Raw genomic sequence first — 16,640 nt, 5'->3', positions numbered from 1 at the left:
TTTTCCCCTGCCCATTGATAGAACAAACCATTGAAATTAAGGATGTGGAACCTGTGCTCGTATTTGGCATTCAGGATCGTATCCTCAGAAAAATCGAACAAGCCTATCCCGGCGCAACCCTTTCAGCGCGCGGGAATAAAATCAAAATTTCGGGCTCGAGCGAAGACTTCGCCGAAATCAACGACCTGGTGAACCGGCTCATCCGGCTGGCCATCCGCAACAAGGCCGTAACCGATCAGGACGTGAGCACCCTCCTCAATATGAAGCTGGGGGAACGCCTCGCCGATGACAACGCCCCCACTCCCGAAGACGGCGAAACCATTGTGCGCACGCACACCGGCGAAGTTGTCCGCGCCAAAACGCCGAACCAAAAGCGCATAGTGGAAGCTTCCGCCAAAAACGACATCGTTTTTGCGATTGGCCCCGCCGGTACCGGAAAAACCTACACCTCGGTTGCCATTGCGGTAAAGGCCCTGAAAGAGAAAAAAGTCAAAAAAATTGTGCTCGTGCGTCCCGCCGTGGAAGCGGGCGAAAACCTGGGATTTCTGCCGGGCGGCCTCAAAGACAAAATCGATCCCTACCTGCGTCCGCTCTACGACGCGCTCGAAGAGATGATCGATAAAGACCGGCTCGATCTCAACATGACCAAAAACGTGATTGAAATCGCCCCGCTCGCCTACATGCGCGGCCGCACCCTCAACAACGCCTTCGTGATTCTGGATGAAGCGCAGAACGCGACCAACATGCAGATGAAGATGTTCCTGACCCGCCTCGGCTTCAATTCGCGGGCCATTATCACAGGGGACATCACCCAAACCGACCTGCCGCGGCTCAAGCAATCGGGCCTGATTTCCATTCAGCATATTCTCCAGAACATTGAAGGGATCGAGTTTGTGTACCTCGATCAGCGCGATGTGGTGCGGCACAAGCTGATCCGGCAGATTATTTCGGCCTACGAGCGGCACGAACAGAAGGAAGAAGCCCGCCTCAAAAAAGCGGAGCAGGAACGTGCGGCCTCCCAAAAGCAGGAACAGACCAAGCCACTGACATGAGTTATAAAGTGATTCCGCTGCATGAAGGGGTATTTTCGGTCGGATGGGACAAAGAATTCCGGCGTATCGCCCCGGGTGATCCGCCGCGCAAAGCCTCCCTCAAAATTGCGCTCAACCCCTTTTTGATTCAGACGCCCGACCGCAACATGCTCCTCGACTGCGGTCTCGGCACCTTTGGGCTGGAAAACCACACGGCCATCCTCCTCAACAACCTGGATCAGCTGGACCTGAGCGAGCGCGACATCACCGATGTCATTTGCAGTCACCTGCACTACGATCACATCGGCGGCCTTGCGCACCAAACCAACGGCTACTGGGAGCTGACCTTTCCCGACGCAACCATCTGGGCCTCGGAAAAGGAGTGGGCGAAAATGCAGCAAACCTCCGATGAAGAAGTACCGCATGCCGAGTTTGTCAATTTTATAGAAGCCCGCGCCGATCTCGAGCTGATGGACGACGATGTGCAGATCAACGAGTACGTGCGCAGCTACTGCATTGGCGGACATACCGAATTCAGCCGCATGACAGAAATCCGCCTTCAGGATCAGCTTTTGCTTATGGCCGGGGATGTGCTCGGAACGCGCGGTGCCGTAAACCGGCGCTATGCGGCCAAATACGACTACGACGGCAAGCGCAGCATGCAGCTGCGGGAAGAAATTCAGAAACGGGCTTACAAGGAAAACGCCATCCTCATGGCCTATCACGATACGGTTCACCCCCTGTTCCGGCTTTCCGGCTATGATGACGAGAAGGGGTATCAAATCACGAATACAGCGCCTCATTATGAAGCAGGTTAAACTTGAGTCCATACTCGAAGGACTAAAAAAACATGGGATTGAAGGCGCTGACGCCGCCGTAATTCTGGGATCGGGACTGGGAGATTTTGCCACACTTTTGGAAAACCGCCTGGACATTCCTTATGCAACACTACCCGGCATGCCGACGGTTAGTGTTGCAGGTCATGCCGGAACCATTCACTACGGCACCATCGGCACCAAAAAAGTGCTGGCCTTCGGCGGACGCTTCCACAGCTATGAAGGCTACCCTATGGAAGTGACGCTCGCCCTCGTGCACATCACGCACCGGCTGGGCATTCCGAAACTGATTATCAGCAACGCGGCAGGCGGCATCAGCGGACGTTTGCAGGTGGGAGACCTCTTGCTGATTACCGACTGCATGGGACCGAACCTGAGCTACGGACTGCGCGGCACGCCAAAAGCAACGCGCCGCTTTGACAATGTCCCCCTGCGCAGCCGCATCCTCCAGCTTGCGACCGACGAAGGCATCGTACTGCAGCACGGCACCTACCTGTACGTAAGCGGTCCGACCTACGAAACCAAGGCCGAGATCCGCGCCTTCCGCATCATGGGCGCCGATGTCGTCGGCATGAGCACGGCTCCCGAGCTGGCTGAAGCCACACGCCTGGGCATACTCACCATCGGCATCACCCTGGTAACCAATATGGCGACCGGCGTAAGCACCGGCAAACTCGATCACAGCGAAGTCAAGGAAACCGCCGAAAACCGGAAGGAAGACTTTGGCCGCCTCGTCAGCCGGCTGATTCAGACCGAGCTGTAATGCAGGCTGTTCCCCTCCCCAATCTTAAAAAAACGAATCATGGAAATCACCCTACACAGACGCAACGACAACGTCCATTTTGAAGCCTCGAACGCAGACGGCAACACCGTACAAATTGACGGCTCTGCAGCTATTGGGGGCGAAGGCAAAGGCATGCGCCCGATGGAGCTGTTGCTTACCGCTGTCGCATCCTGCAGTGTGTTCGACATCGTAGCCATCCTCAAAAAACAGCGCGAGCCGCTGGAAGACGTGCGCGTAAGTGCGCGGGGCAGGCGCGGTGAAGGCAAAGATGTGAAGCCTTTCACCGATATTCAGCTGGTGTTTACCCTCAAAGGCGCGCTGAACCAGGAAAAAGCGCGGCGGGCCGTGAGTCTCGCGGTCGAAAAGTACTGTTCTGTCGGGGCAAGCCTGGATCCGAACATCCCCGTCGGCTGGGATGTTATCTTTGAAGACTAAACCCCGCATCAGCCGGGCGATCCGGCTTTTTCTTTATTCCAATAACAAGATGTCCTCCGACGCCTTTCTCGAAACCCTGTTCCGCGAGCATCAGCAAGCGGCCCGCTGTCCCTCACCGGCCCTCGTAGCCGATTTCTTCAACCGCTTGCTCGGCTTCCTCTTCCCCGATACCAGCACGAAAACCTACTCCGACGAAGACGCCTTTCGCGCGGCCTACAGCAAGCTGGAAACGGACTTCCGCTACATTCTTTCCCGGCGGCTCAACCGCATTGCCTCGGAAGATGACGCCATACTCCGGCATTTCTTCGGGAGTTTGCCGGAAATCCGCGACATGCTTCTTGAAGACATTCAGGCCATGTATGATGGCGATCCGGCAGCAAAAAGCCTGACCGAAGTAGTACGCACCTACCCCGGTTTCTATGCCATTGCATCCCACCGCATCGCGCACTGCCTCACCGAAAAAGGGCTTCACCTGATCGCGCGCATCATCGCCTCCAATGCACACAGCAAAACCGGCATCGACATTCACCCTTCCGCGCGCATCGGCCGGCATTTCTGCATTGATCACGGCACCGGCATTGTGATTGGCGAAACGACCCGCATAGGTGAGCACGTCAAAATCTATCAGGGGGTCACCCTCGGCGCGCTGAGCGTGCGCAAAGAAGACGCCTCCAAAAAACGACACCCTGACATCGGCAATCATGTTGTGATTTACGCCGGCGCAACCATTCTCGGGGGGCAAACCGCCGTAGGAGATCACAGCGTCATCGGCGGCAATGTGTGGATAACAGAAAGCGTAGCCCCGCACTCCAAAATCTACTACCGGGGCCACGGCGAAGAAGTAAGCGGGTAGGGGGATTTTCAGGGAAGGTGTGAACAGATATTTATTCTTTGAATTAAAATTCAGATAATAAGTCAACCTGAGTTCACTGCCGGCTAACATTTTTGTTGTGATATATTCCGACGATTTTATAGAAACCCTGATCAGCTGCCGAAAACACATTTCAAGCCCCCCTTCCGCTGAGATGAAGTATCATCGCGGGCATTGGAAAAACTCGTTTGAAGCCTCATCCGAAAACAAAACGCATCAGTTTGTTGTTTTTATCAGAAATTCTCAATTACCTAATCCCAAATCATGGCCGCTCTTTTTTTGAACAGGATTTTTAGGATTTGCAGGATAGACAGGATGATTGTGGGAAGGTAACTGACTCCTTTAACGCATGCGGGCAAAACCTTTAGGGTTCCCCGATTATTTCCACCTTGTTTAGTGAACCGTGTTCAAGCGTAGAATGAATTAATCCGCAAAAAGCTCGTCCATTCTAAAAATCAATGTTCCGACATCACAACCTGGTTCGGCACCGGATCAACCCTGAAGGGGTTGCATGTTTATAGAAAATGCATCACACCCCACCATTCCACCTCCCGCGAGCGCCTAAGGCGCGCATGCGGGGGCGGGCGTACAGCCCGTAATAATCCCGCCACAGCCGAGGCACAGAGACGCAAAGCATTTCGTCTCTACCATGCAGGGACACGACCCCAATTTTACATTGCCGAATCCCAAATCACCTCCACCTTTTTTTTAAACAGGATTTGTATAATGTACAGGATGATATGCATTGCATCCGGATTTCAATACGCACTAATGCAAATGCAAGCGACCAGCCGCGTAGCGGTGTATTCTTCGTAGAAATCGCACCGCACGATCACCATTCAACCTCCCGCAAGCGCCGTAGGCGCGCACGCGGGGCCGGGCGTACAGCCCGTAACAAACCCATTTTCATTTCCAACCCATGCACATCGAAAACCTCATAGGCAACACCCCCCTCGTTGAGCTTCAGCGCATACCTGTAAAAAAGAGCGTCCGGATTTTCTGCAAGCTTGAAGGGCAGAACCCGGGCGGCTCGGTCAAGGATCGGGCAGCACTCGGCATGATTTCCGGGGCTTTGGAACGGGGTGAAGTGAAGCCGGGCGATACCCTGATTGAAGCTACGAGCGGCAATACGGGTATCGCACTTGCCATGATCGCCCGCCTGAAGGGACTCAGCATGGTTCTGGTTATGCCCGAAAACTCCACGGCTGAGCGGGTTCAAACCATGAAAGCTTATGGCGCAAAAGTTATTCTGACGCCGGCTGAAGGCACCATTGAGTATTCGCGCACCCACGCGGAAGCGCTCGCAAAAGAAAACGGCTGGACACAGCTCAATCAGTTTGCCAATGCCGACAACTTCCTCATGCACTACCGCACCACAGGTCCCGAAATCTGGCGGGATACAGACGGCAAGGTCACGCATTTTGTTTCGAGCATGGGCACTACCGGCACCATTATGGGCGTCTCACGATACTTAAAGGAGCAAAGTGAAGCCGTTCAGATCATCGGCACGCAGCCCAAAGCGGGCTCATCCATCCCGGGAATACGGCGGTGGTCACCCGAATTCCTGCCCGCCATCTACGAACCCGCCCGCGTGGACCGCATCATTGATGTAAGCGAAGCCGAAGCAACGCGCATGACCCGCCGCCTTGCCAAAGAAGAAGGAATTCTTGCCGGGATGAGTAGTGGTGGCGCCTTGCAGGCAGCCATGAAGCTCGCCATTGAGCTCGATGAAGGGCTGATTGTCTGCATCACCTGCGACCGCGGCGACCGCTACCTTAGTTCACCGCTGTTTCAGATCTGAAATCAGCTCAGATCTTTTCAACAGACTATTCATACATGCCTGCGAAGCTGCATCAGGCATGTGATACAGGGTTCAATTTTAGCGAAATACAAATACAACCGCTTTCCCAAAACAGACAAAGCTGAATCCGGTTTAAAGCTCCGCGCGTGGTGATCCGGTTCTTCCTTTCAGCCGGAACTGTTCCTGCAGCATGTCCAGCTTTTCATAATCCGCTTTCCTTGTATCAAAGCGGTACACCTGATTCTGAACCGCTACCCGCGCAACCGTATTGTTTTCGCCTTCTCCGGCGCCGAACCAAAACGTGAGACGCTCATGCGGGCCGGACTGAACGAGCACAGGAGCAAATTCACCATGCCGGCTCCCCGTGAAGCTTACGTCGCAGCGGGCAACGCCTTCCACAGCCAAATACGACCTGCACATCTCATACGGGTTGATATCTCTGTTGAAGGAGAGCGTGAAGAACTCTATCCCCACATTAAACTTCTGAACGCGCTGCGGCAGCTCGAGCTCCGGGTGATCGTCCCAGGGGAAGGCCCCGGTTTCGTTATAAAGGTGTAAATCCGCAATATTGAGCTGTACCAAAATGACCCGCGGATTCCAGGGCAGCCGGAAACGCTGTTCGACACGCGCATCCCGCAGACCAAAACGCTCGCGCATCTGCAGAAACATCCGCGCAACTTCAGGCTTCTGTTCTGCAATGGCTTCGGCATCAAGTTCGGGGCTGAGCCAGAGAAGAAAATCAGAAGCTTCTCTGAGCTGCGCTTCATCCGGTTCCATGGCTGTATAAGGGCTGACCGTATCGCACTGTGAAAAGATCAGCAAGGTGAAAAGGAGCGCTATGCCCTGAAATACCTTTTGTTTCATTTCGGAATTTCCCTGTGTTTTCATGAAAATGCAAGTCCCCAAAAAATAGGGTTTTCCGACCGCTGCACGAAAAAGATTTCAAAAAAACTGTAAGGTTTTGCGCGCTTAACACTCATAAGAGATGTCCCGGTCACGGATCAGGCTTTTATCAGGCCGCTATTGATACCGAAATCGGCTGAGATTCCCAATCATACTTTCGCGCTTTCGCAGCTAATGCGTCATTTCCTCTTATGAAATTGCTTACCCACCTGAGACTTCTGATGGAGTCCGAGCACTACTCCGAGCGTACCATCCGGCAGTACAAAGGCTGGATTTCAGACCTCATTCATTTCCACTACAAGCGCCATCCGCTAAGCCTGAGCGACGCTGAAATCCGGCTCTATCTGCACGCCCTGCGTCATTACCATGGCCTGAAACGCTATAAGCTCAATCAGTGCGAGTCGGCCATTCTGTATCTGTACCGTAATGTTTTAGGTAAAACCGATTTTGTAATCACCGATGAACAGCATCCCATCCACAGTCCGCACCCGGTCATGCTGGAAACGGAAACCCCATCACGGCAAAAGGCCCGACCGCAGAAGTCTAAGCAACGAGCGCGTGCGGGACTCTCCGTGTAAAACAAATCATTAGGTTCACCCGAAGATGTGTACCGTTACAGCGGAAAGAAACGCAGACTTTTAAGCATTCCCCGATTTACGGTGCCGCTGTTTCAGACCAGTCACCGGTGAAGCTGTAACCTGTAGCACATCTTATATCCTGCGTTGGAAACGGCAAAAAAGCGGACAAAAACCACTGCCGCACCTGAAGCGCCCCGTAATTGTGCCTGAATAGTCCTATCTTGTGAAGTGGCCCCATGGGCTTCAGATCCCTGATCTCTTCCAAGTTTCCTTCATGACCTCCCCCGATACGACCGCACCACAGCGGGCAGCCGGCTATCTCATCCGCTCCCTTTCCACTACCGGCATACTTGTCGGCACCTTTTTCCTGGCGCTTTCGCTCACGCCCAGTCTGCTGCCCCGCCCCGCCTTTTTTCAGGGTCTCGTTTCGGGTTTTTCGTTTGCTGCCGGCTACGGTATCGGTGTAGGCGGTGCGCGCTTTTGGCGCTACCTCGAGCTGCCCCGCTTTACCGGAAGACCGCTCATCATTTTTCAGGCCATCACCGGCACCGCATTTCTCACGGTTGCGGGCATTTCCTTCTGGTACTCCGGCGACTGGCAGCAAGACATCCGTGCTTTGATGGAACTGGAAGCTGAACATCAGCTGCGTCCGCTGCTTAGCGTTGCCGTAGCGCTGTTTACTTTTTTGCTGAGCCTGTTCATCTTCCGGCTGTTTCACTGGGTCAACCAAAAGTTCAAACACCGCTTTCAGCGCTTTATGCCGCGCAGGGTTTCCGTAGCCGCGGGTCTCCTTGGTGCTTTTCTCGTGTTTTGGGCCCTCATTGACGGCATCATGCTCACCATCATCCTGCGCTCTGCCGATTCGGTGTATCAGCGGGTTGACGCCTACATGGACGCCGAGTTCGAACAGCCCACCGATCCCATGCGCACCGGCAGTAGCGCTTCGCTGCTTAATTGGGAAGACATGGGCTTTCAGGGCCGCCGCTTCCTGCACGAAACCCCTGATTCCGCTGCCATTGCCGCGCTATCCGAACAGCCTGTTCGCGCGCCCGTTCGGGTGTATGTGGGCATGAATGCCTCTGACGACGTAGAAAAGCGGGCCCGCCTTGCCCTTCAGGAGCTCATCCGTCTCGACGCCTTTTCGCGGAAGCTGCTCGTGATTGTGACGCCCACCGGCACCGGCTGGGTAGATCCGCACTCGGTCGCCCCGCTTGAGTACCTGCACCACGGCGATGTTGCCTCCGTTTCGCTGCAATATTCCTACCTGCCGAGCTTCCTCTCCCTGCTTGTGGACAGCGAACCGGGAGAAGAAGTCGCCCGCACGCTGTTCCGTAAAATTTACGGATACTGGACGACCCTTGACCCGGACAGCCGGCCGCGTCTTTACCTGCACGGTCTCAGCCTGGGCGCCCTCAATTCCGACCGCTCCTTCGACCTCTTCGACATCATTCACGATCCCTTCCACGGGGTGTTCTGGAGCGGTCCGCCCTTCCGCTCGCAGACCTGGCTCTCGGTAACGCAACAGCGGGAATCCGGCTCGCCCTACTGGAAACCGCGTTTTCGTGACGGTACGGTCGTGCGCTTCGCCAATCAGGACGGCGGACTCGGGAATGAGCATTTCGATTCAGATTGGGGCCCTTTCCGCATAGCCATGCTGCAGTATGCGAGCGACCCGGTAGTATTTTTCGCGCCCGGCTTCCTTTTCCGGGAACCTGCCTGGCTACAGGCGCCCCGCGGTCCGGATGTTAGCGAAAGCCTGCGCTGGTATCCGGTTGTGACCATGTTGCAGCTGCTCGCCGATATGGCAGCGGGCACGGCACCCCGCGGCTTCGGACACCAATACGCCGCCGATCATTATTTCGATTCCTGGCTCGCGCTCACCGGCAGCGCAGGTCGTACAACGGCAGAAACCGACGCCCTGCGGGCTTATTTCCGTGGCTGGCGTGACATCACCGGCAGCGGTCGTCCCTGATTTGCGCAACGCGCAAAGCACAATCCCGGCTCAGGCCGGACAAAATTGCCACGAAGATTTAACCATCCCGGGGCCGGTGTTTGGCATAGGTTCTTGCGAATGGCATGGTGAAAATTGGAAGCCATCTTGAACATCTGATCAATCATAAAAATCCTGTTCAAAAAAAGGGGCGGACGTGATTTGGGATTTGGCAATTGAAAAATTGGGGTCGTATTCCGGCGTAGAGACGCAAGGCATTGCGTCTCTGCTTAACACCATTAATCTGCCGGATTTTTAGTAAAATGCAGGATAACCTCTTTATCCTTCATCCCTCAAAAATATCCTGCTTATGTCTGCTTCAACATCCGAAACGACGCCCAAACTGATCTCCGAAACCCGCGGGCGCGTGGCGCTGCTTACGCTCAACCGGCCCGAAATCCGGAACGCGGTCGATGCCGATACCATGAATCAGCTCCGCGAGGCGCTGCTCACGGCGGAAGCCCATCCCGAAATTCGGGTCGTGCTGCTGACCGGCACCGGGGGCGCCTTTTGCAGCGGGGCCGACATCAAAAGTGCGCTTCAGGCCCGCCTCACCCCGGAAAAAGCCATGCAGATTCTGCTAGAAAGCTACGGTCCGGCCCTGCGCACCATCCGCAACCTGAAGCTGCCTGTCATTGCCGCGGTGGATGGCATGGCGGCGGGCATCGGTCTCGACCTCGCGCTCGCCTGCGACCTCCGGCTCGCTTCGCCTCAGGCCGGGTTCGCGGAATTGTTCATCCGGGTGGGGCTCATCCCCGACGGCGGCGGCACGTGGATGCTGCCGCGCCTGATCGGCGAAGCCCGCGCCAAGGAGATGATTTTCACCGGCGAAACGGTCGATGCCCCGACCGCCCTGCATTGGGGTCTGGTGAACCGCGTGCTCGGCAGCGGGGTATCATCCGGAGAGGAGTCCTCCGGCAGTGAGGAAGTCAGCCGGCAAAGCGAATTCCTCACACAGGCACTCGCGTTTGCGGCGAAACTCTCGCAGCAAAACCCGGACGCCCTCCGCTTCGGCAAGCGCGCCATTCACGAAGGCGCGGGCGGCACCTACGAAGACGCCCTCACCCGCGAAGCCGGCTATCAGCGCCGGATCTTCGACGGCCCCTGGGGCTTCGAAGGCTTCCAGGCATTTCTGGAAAAACGCAAGCCTGGGTGGATGGATTAGAGGGGGGGCAATTTTAATCCTGCATCCGTGAGTAACGCTGCCCGTGCTTTGACATTTACGTCCGTTTGTTCAGTTGAATTTTCTATGTCCCCTTAATTACTGCGCTATCAGTCGGCAAGGTTTTTTGGTCAGGAATTACAATGATTACGCACGGATGCAGGCACAGCTCAGTCGTATTTCTTCCAGAAAGGATCGTTTGGGTCAAGCGGATTTTCCCTGCTGTTCAGGAGTTGTTGTGTTAAGCGCTCTACAAGGCCTGGGTTGTTTTCGATTATGGCCTTACGGCGTTCCTCATAGTCATCTCTGATTACGACATCAAGAATGTGCTCTGGTGGTACAGGCGCATCCTGACCAAATTTTTTGAAATAAATTTCCTGCTTTTCTTTCAGTGTCATACGGGTACCTTATGTTAGTGTGAATTATATAAATGAACGGTAAGAAGAATAGCCCGGGCTGTTTACTTTTTAGGGAATCGAAGTGTTTTCGGGGCCGACTGAATTACAAATCTTGGAGGCGGGCATAAAGGCCGTTAAGCGTCAGCCCTACGGCACGCTGACCAAAAGATTTCTTTATTGCGCGGGCACATTTACGGGAGATATCAGGGTGTTCAACGGCAAGATGAATGAGCCATACGTCTTCTGTGTCACCGCGATAGTTGCCGGTTGCGCGGGAGATAGTGAACCCGTCTATTTCCGGAATGTCATTCAGGATTGATGAAATCTTTTCGGTCGTTTTTTCTGATTGTTCGGGGGTGCTTTTCGAATCTTCACCGCTGAGCCCCAGATAAACGGTATAATTCAGAAGCCTTGTCTCTGTTTCAGATGATGCATTTACTGCATTGCTGTTGCTGTTTGTTGCCAGCTGAGCGAGTATGGTTTCAGTGAGGCCGGCATCTTCGATACCCCTTACAAGCTGTTCCACACTGCTTTGGTCAAGGTTTGTAAGGCTCACCCGGCTTTTCTTTCCGGCTGGGGATTGGGATATGAGGACGGTATCGGTATCAATGGTAAGCTGGAATCGGAGGGCGCTCATAAAATTTGGATCTTGTTTAAGGGTCTAGTTCTTGTTTTTAGCCTGGTAAAATCAGGAGGCCACCTGAATATCGCTGCTTTCGTACGCTGTAAGCAGTTCAAGAAGGCGTTGTTTTACCCGTTCACGCATTTCAAAGGGCTCTATGACCTTTACCCCACTACCCAGACCAATGATCCAATCTGCCAAATCCGTAGTGATGGCGTGACAGATGAAGAGTTTATTTTCCTTCGGTACAAGTTCAAAATCAATTGTCATTGGTTTGGCCTGAAGGCGGGCAATAGCTTCATCATCGAGCTCGAGGACAATATCTTCAGTCTGACTGGCGGATGGGCGCCCGACCGCAAGATGGGCGATATCGAGCCTGGCCCTTTCGCTTGCATCAGGCAGTGTAGCCTCATAAAGCCGTCCGATTTTTTTGACCCGAACAATTTCATCCGGAAAAAGCTCACTGTAGGTGTGGCTTTCCGCATCGTAACCGCACAGAACAGGTACGGTATTACGCAGTACAAGTACATAGGGCACAAAGCTGCGCGTACTGCCATCAGAAAGCTCGATTTCAGTTTTGTGTCCTGTTTTCTGAAGCAGCTGCACCAAAGCAGAGGTGTGCCCCCTTGTGAGTTTTCGAAGTCCAAGCACATCAAACATTATATTCTGGCTGATGCTGTCAATTTTGATACGTGCATCCGGGATATTGATGACATAGCCAAGCTGTTTTTGGAAGGCATTGGCTGCATGGTTGAGATCTGTGGCGTAGAGTTCGTTTAGCATTGCGCTAAAAACGGAGGCTATAACGATATACTCGTTGTTGTAGATTTCGCAAGCATGCTCGGGATCAATCGACATCATGCTACTGCGATCCAAAAAATAGTGTTTAACCTTACCCTCTTTGTGTGTGCGCAGAATACCTGATTCCTCCAGACCATTCAGAATGGTGCGCACGGATTTATCAGAAACTTCGTCAAAAATAGTTTCCATTTCATTGTGGAGCTGCTCGTGTGTAAAACCATTCTTAGGCTCATCTTTCAGAATTCTTTCAATGATATAAAAACGTAGCGCGTGAAGATCCATGGTATTGGGTTTTAACGTTTGAGGGGATTTAATTGACCGGAGAGCTGATAAAGAAACAGCGGACCTGAGGGGAAAGTCCGCTGCTTCGATCCGGATCAGGCAGCAGCTTCCGGGGCCGCAGCGGGTTCGCAGCGACTTGCAAACCCCAGCTGTACGGCGAATTCCTCACGAAAGGCTCTTGCAAGCATGCCATGCCCGAAATGAAAATCCGGATCGGCTATCGTTGCGTTTGCGAAGTCGTTTATTGCAAGGTTTTCAAGGTGGGCAGGAGAGGAGCTTTCAAGCATACGGAGGTAGGTGCTCACGGCTTCGGGTATGCGGGAACGTGCAATCGGCAGCCGGAGCAGTCTGCCGCCGGCGGGATCATGTACGGGTCTCTCAAGGATGTGAAACGGGTTTTGTATACGGTTACAACATCCGAAACAGGCAAACTTGGGCAGGTTGGTAACACGCGACCATTGCGGGTAGATGTGCCCGAAATGGGCAAAGATGGTTTGGTCGGTCAGACTGAGCAGGAACAGACACCAGAGAAACAACTCCCGGTTTTCTTTGGGTACTGCGCTCAGGTCCTGACGCATGTTGCGCCAATGACGGCCTCCGAAGATAAGACCAGGCTGGAGTGCACCGGAGTTGTTTCGGCTGCGCAAAGCAACACGACGGAAGGTCAGCTTTTGAAAATCAGCGTTGAAAGTAGTTTTGAAGTATGTATCAATAGTCATAATACTTGCCTGAGGTTTGGAACTTTTGAATAAAAAAGGAAGGCGGGCGGGTATAATTACCAAATCAGAAAACACCGAAAAATCTCGGCGGGATGCCATCACGTGAGCAAAACAGCAAAATAAAACTGTTTCTTTCAGCTGCTCATTCAAACCAAACAAATATACAAACTATTTTGGTAAATATAAAATCAATTCCAACCAAAGACCCTTCCAAATACCCAAAAAGGCATTTTATTTATTTACCAAATTAGTAAACATGCGTTTATATCGTGAAAAGCGCACTTTTTTCTGGTCTGCCCCATCTTGTCGCAAAGCGGATTTTCACTGATGTAGATTAGCTCAGCTCATGCAACAAGCTGCAGTGCCCGCAGGTACGCCCTGCAGGGCTTTGTTGATACTGTTCGTTTTAATAAATCTTACTACCGGAAATATGGAAAAAGAAAAAGACCGTCTGAAAATCCTAAAACCCACAACACCGCTACTCAGCCAAAGCACCGATGCGGTCAATGGTGAACCCAATACGACCGGAGCTCGCCCCTCCCCTGATAACTGTCGCTATGGCACGCATAAAACACGTATATTTAAAATTCAACAAAATTTGGACACACATACCGCACACCTTCAAAGCTCCATGCTGCAACTACCAACCACAGACAACTATATTGTTTATCCGGGAAGCGGAACTGATTTTTCCCCCTTATTATCTGAACTCACTTTGGCCAAAGAAGCGCCTGCGCTCCTCCAAAGCCTCTATACTTACTGGACGAGGTCAGAATTGCTGATGTGTGACAATAGTGAACAGGTAGCTGCTTTTTTTTATAAACTGAAGCCGGGTTATGTGCTCTATGATAAAAATACCGGGATTTATTGCAGCGAGCCCGCTTACAAGCAAGGCTGGATTGAGTCCGGATTTGACCGTGTGATCGTGATGGAGGTGCTCAGGGAGAAACAGCAGCTTCTTGCAGGGAAAGAAACGGATGTTGTGAAAATGGTGCTAAAGGTTGAACAGCAGGGCATGGCAGGCTACGCGAAGGCGATTTATGTTAATTGTGATTTTAATGATCTTGCAGCATGGTTTGAAGCCGGTTCACCGCGGCAGACACATATTATAAATTCAACGATTTCCGGCTTTTTCTTAATTGGAATGCCCAATGGGCAGGAGTTTCTCCGGCCAAAGCTTTTAAAGAAGGCACGTTTTGTGGTTGCAGACCTGCCGCCACGGCACTTTCCTGATTTCCTGCCGCTGCCGGTTAGGTTATCTTATCTTGGCCGGCAGGACCGCAGCTATACAGCAGGGCTTGGGGCTGCAATTTATTTACATAAAGATGAATTCGGAGGAATACCAGTACCAGTACGGGGGGCTTTCTGGCTTGTACCAGGACTTTTCGCCGCCCGCGACTGCTCAGCTGAAAAAGAGAGTCCCGCTATGGCTCCGCCGAGGGTCCAGGAAATTAATACGGAACAAACTCCATTAGATGAACCTGGCTTGCAAGCCCTTCTTGATGAGATTGACCGAAAGCACAAAGAAGGTTCAGGGCCATTACTGCTCACAGAGACAGGCAGCACTGAAAAACTCACCACTACTATCGGAACATGGCTCGTAAGGCGGGGGGTTGTTAGTGGTCAGCAGGTTTCTGATCATATTCAAAAAGCAGCAACTGCATGTGGCGCTGATCCCACAGTTGCAGAATATCCGAAAGATGAGAAGACATCCGCATTGCTGCGCTCATGGATTAGAGGAAAATAACGGACGGCTTGTTTTAAAGGATTGATGCTGTCGCTGGCCGGATAAACATCGGCCAACCGCCAGCTTATTCTATTCCTGCGCGAAATTACTTTTTCCCGTACGCGGGGTATGAAAATCGGGGGGGGGCAGTAGCAGCGGGTGGAGTACGCGAAGCCCTAAGTCCCCCGCTTTAATTTTGAGGGGTATAAGATGCTGCATACAAAAGGGCTTTAGACGACTGCCAAATAATTACCGTTTCAGGAATCTTCTGGTTCTACCTTCTGTGAGCGAAATGGATAAGCAGGCCTAAGACATCTTCAGTTTAATCTTACGCCACTTCTGCAAACAAGCATAGTAGCGCAAGACAATTACCAACAGAGTAAAATAAGGTGCTGAACTTATCCGGACAACGAGCAGAGCTTTTCAGACCTGCATTTCACCTCACCCTTTCATTCTTAATCCGGAGAACTATGTCAGCAAATACTATTTCCAATCCTTCTGTGCCCAATACAATTGACCGCATGCCGCAGCACATTGCACGCTACTATATCGACTACGGCTCACATATTGCCTTCCCCAAAGAGCTGGCTTACAGTGAGTTTCCGGCAGGCCTTTACCTGCCCGACCGGTCCGATGAAGGCAACTTTGTCCTCACACGCATAGATCCGTTCAGGCGGCAGGCCTTGCTTGAAATGCACCGGAACAACCGCATTAGGGATGAGGCCGAACAGGACGCTCAGGCAGCGGGAAATGCAGAGTTCGACTCATTTATCGAGCAAATTGAGCTCGAGGATCTTGCTTTTATGGAAGAGATGGAGCGCATAACGCAGCAAAGTAGTCGTACGCCTGCTAACCCGGTTCATAGCAGAATGAGCGACAAACATTCGGTGACCGCAACTGCGCTGAGCAGTCTGAACCGGCTTGAAAGGGGTGATTACCTCAGCGAGGGGTATTTCCCGCTCGAAAAATACAATCCCGGCCTGAAACGGGTATCTGAAGCCATCAGCGAATTTCTCCAAAACCGCCGCATATTTGTCGAGAACAGGCTCGGCTACCGCAGGTCCGTACTGCTGTTCGGAGAACCGGGCACAGGAAAGTCCAGATTCATAGATAACCTCTGCAAGCAGCTTATTCAGATGCATAAAGCAGTTGTAATTCGCATTGACTCCCGTTTTCAGTTGGAACTGGTTGTCGATAAAGGACTGGTTCTCCTTGAAACGCATCTGGCCGACCGCCTGAAAATCTTCATTATTGAGGAGCTGGCAGAAATGAGCTCCTATCGTGGCAACAGTAGCCTGCTCAATTTCCTCGACAATGCCATTCTTCGAAACAACGTCATTTACCTGATGACAACCAACAACCCCGATCGGGTGCCCAAGAACCTTACCGACCGGCCAAGCCGCATCGATGTACTCGAAGAAGCTGGCCGCGAAAACCTCCCGGGCTTTCAGGAAGCCTGGTATAAACACGTAACCGGTCAGGAATTGCCGGAAAGCGAAAAGCATCACGCGTGGTATTCGGCTAAAATGACCCCCGCCTACCTCAAAGAGCTCTTCCTGCTCTCCCGGATGAAAGGAATACAGCCGCATGAAGCCTACGGGTACCTCGAACACCGCATCAAGCTCGTGAAAAACAACTTTGCAGAAAAGCGTGAACTCGGCTTCGGCTGAACCCCAGTACCAAACGCATCTCTCCGGCACC

General features: G+C 52.7%; 16 protein-coding genes. 11 read left to right on the top strand and 5 right to left on the bottom strand.

Annotation, left to right across the window (positions count from 1 at the left end; genetic code table 11):
• Positions 1-14: 14 nt before the first annotated feature.
• The 6 genes from CYPRO_RS04310 to cysM all read left to right on the top strand — a co-directional run bounded on the left by CYPRO_RS04310 (position 15) and on the right by cysM (position 5,758).
• Positions 15-1,052: a PhoH family protein gene (locus tag CYPRO_RS04310; protein WP_114983447.1), complete on the top strand. Its 1,038-nt coding sequence runs from the start codon at positions 15-17 to the stop codon at positions 1,050-1,052.
• Positions 1,049-1,849, top strand: coding sequence for an MBL fold metallo-hydrolase (locus CYPRO_RS04305; protein ID WP_114983446.1), 801 nt, complete (start codon positions 1,049-1,051; stop codon positions 1,847-1,849). The genes CYPRO_RS04310 and CYPRO_RS04305 overlap by 4 nt, the downstream gene beginning before the upstream one ends.
• A complete protein-coding gene (locus tag CYPRO_RS04300; RefSeq protein WP_164682527.1) occupies positions 1,836-2,630 on the top strand; it encodes a purine-nucleoside phosphorylase in 795 nt (264 codons plus the stop codon). The genes CYPRO_RS04305 and CYPRO_RS04300 overlap by 14 nt, the downstream gene beginning before the upstream one ends.
• 39 nt (positions 2,631-2,669) lie before the next feature.
• Entirely contained in the window at positions 2,670-3,086 is a 417-nt protein-coding gene (locus CYPRO_RS04295; RefSeq protein WP_114983444.1) for an OsmC family protein, read from the top strand.
• Between the two features lie 49 nt (positions 3,087-3,135).
• Positions 3,136-3,939 carry a serine O-acetyltransferase gene (locus tag CYPRO_RS04290; protein WP_114985692.1) on the top strand — a complete coding sequence of 268 codons (804 nt, stop codon included), beginning with the start codon at positions 3,136-3,138 and terminating at the stop codon, positions 3,937-3,939.
• 937 nt (positions 3,940-4,876) lie between these two features.
• The gene (gene cysM, locus CYPRO_RS04280) at positions 4,877-5,758 is read left to right on the top strand and encodes a cysteine synthase CysM (protein WP_114983442.1); all 882 of its coding nucleotides are present in this window, start codon (positions 4,877-4,879) and stop codon (positions 5,756-5,758) included.
• Positions 5,759-5,890: 132 nt separating this feature from the next.
• On the opposite strand, the gene CYPRO_RS04275 is transcribed toward cysM, so the two are convergent.
• Positions 5,891-6,622: a hypothetical protein gene (locus CYPRO_RS04275; protein ID WP_124245517.1), complete on the bottom strand. Its 732-nt coding sequence runs from the start codon at positions 6,620-6,622 to the stop codon at positions 5,891-5,893.
• 230 nt (positions 6,623-6,852) lie between these two features.
• Here CYPRO_RS04275 and CYPRO_RS04270 point away from each other — a divergent pair, with 230 nt between their 5' ends.
• From CYPRO_RS04270 to CYPRO_RS04260, 3 genes are all read left to right on the top strand, one after another.
• Positions 6,853-7,239, top strand: coding sequence for a site-specific integrase (locus CYPRO_RS04270; protein ID WP_114983440.1), 387 nt, complete (start codon positions 6,853-6,855; stop codon positions 7,237-7,239).
• 274 nt (positions 7,240-7,513) lie between these two features.
• Positions 7,514-9,211, top strand: coding sequence for an alpha/beta hydrolase (locus tag CYPRO_RS04265; RefSeq protein WP_114983439.1), 1,698 nt, complete (start codon positions 7,514-7,516; stop codon positions 9,209-9,211).
• A gap of 328 nt (positions 9,212-9,539) precedes the next feature.
• On the top strand, positions 9,540-10,394 hold the full coding sequence (locus tag CYPRO_RS04260) for an enoyl-CoA hydratase/isomerase family protein (protein WP_114983438.1): 855 nt from the start codon (positions 9,540-9,542) through the stop codon (positions 10,392-10,394).
• Between the two features lie 167 nt (positions 10,395-10,561).
• Here the strand turns inward: CYPRO_RS04260 and CYPRO_RS04255 are convergent, their stop codons facing one another.
• From CYPRO_RS04255 to CYPRO_RS04240, 4 genes are all read right to left on the bottom strand, one after another.
• The gene (locus tag CYPRO_RS04255; protein WP_114983437.1) at positions 10,562-10,789 is read right to left on the bottom strand and encodes a hypothetical protein; all 228 of its coding nucleotides are present in this window, start codon (positions 10,787-10,789) and stop codon (positions 10,562-10,564) included.
• A gap of 103 nt (positions 10,790-10,892) precedes the next feature.
• On the bottom strand, positions 10,893-11,426 hold the full coding sequence (locus CYPRO_RS04250; RefSeq protein ID WP_114983436.1) for a hypothetical protein: 534 nt from the start codon (positions 11,424-11,426) through the stop codon (positions 10,893-10,895).
• A gap of 51 nt (positions 11,427-11,477) precedes the next feature.
• Entirely contained in the window at positions 11,478-12,494 is a 1,017-nt protein-coding gene (locus tag CYPRO_RS04245) for a WCX domain-containing protein (protein WP_114983435.1), read from the bottom strand.
• A 95-nt stretch (positions 12,495-12,589) separates the two neighbouring features.
• Positions 12,590-13,213, bottom strand: a complete 624-nt coding sequence (locus CYPRO_RS04240) for a hypothetical protein (protein ID WP_124245516.1) — start codon at positions 13,211-13,213, stop codon at positions 12,590-12,592.
• A gap of 430 nt (positions 13,214-13,643) precedes the next feature.
• On the opposite strand from CYPRO_RS04240, the gene CYPRO_RS04235 reads away from it, so the two are divergent.
• Positions 13,644-14,960 carry a hypothetical protein gene (locus tag CYPRO_RS04235; protein WP_124245515.1) on the top strand — a complete coding sequence of 439 codons (1,317 nt, stop codon included), beginning with the start codon at positions 13,644-13,646 and terminating at the stop codon, positions 14,958-14,960.
• Between the two features lie 449 nt (positions 14,961-15,409).
• Positions 15,410-16,609 (top strand): AAA family ATPase, encoded by a 1,200-nt coding sequence (locus tag CYPRO_RS04230; RefSeq protein ID WP_114983432.1) that lies wholly within the window; start codon positions 15,410-15,412, stop codon positions 16,607-16,609.
• Positions 16,610-16,640: the final 31 nt, after the last annotated feature.

This window comes from Cyclonatronum proteinivorum, from assembly GCF_003353065.1.
Classification (GTDB): domain Bacteria; phylum Bacteroidota; class Rhodothermia; order Balneolales; family Cyclonatronaceae; genus Cyclonatronum; species Cyclonatronum proteinivorum.
This window is presented reverse-complemented; position numbering and strand designations above follow the sequence as displayed.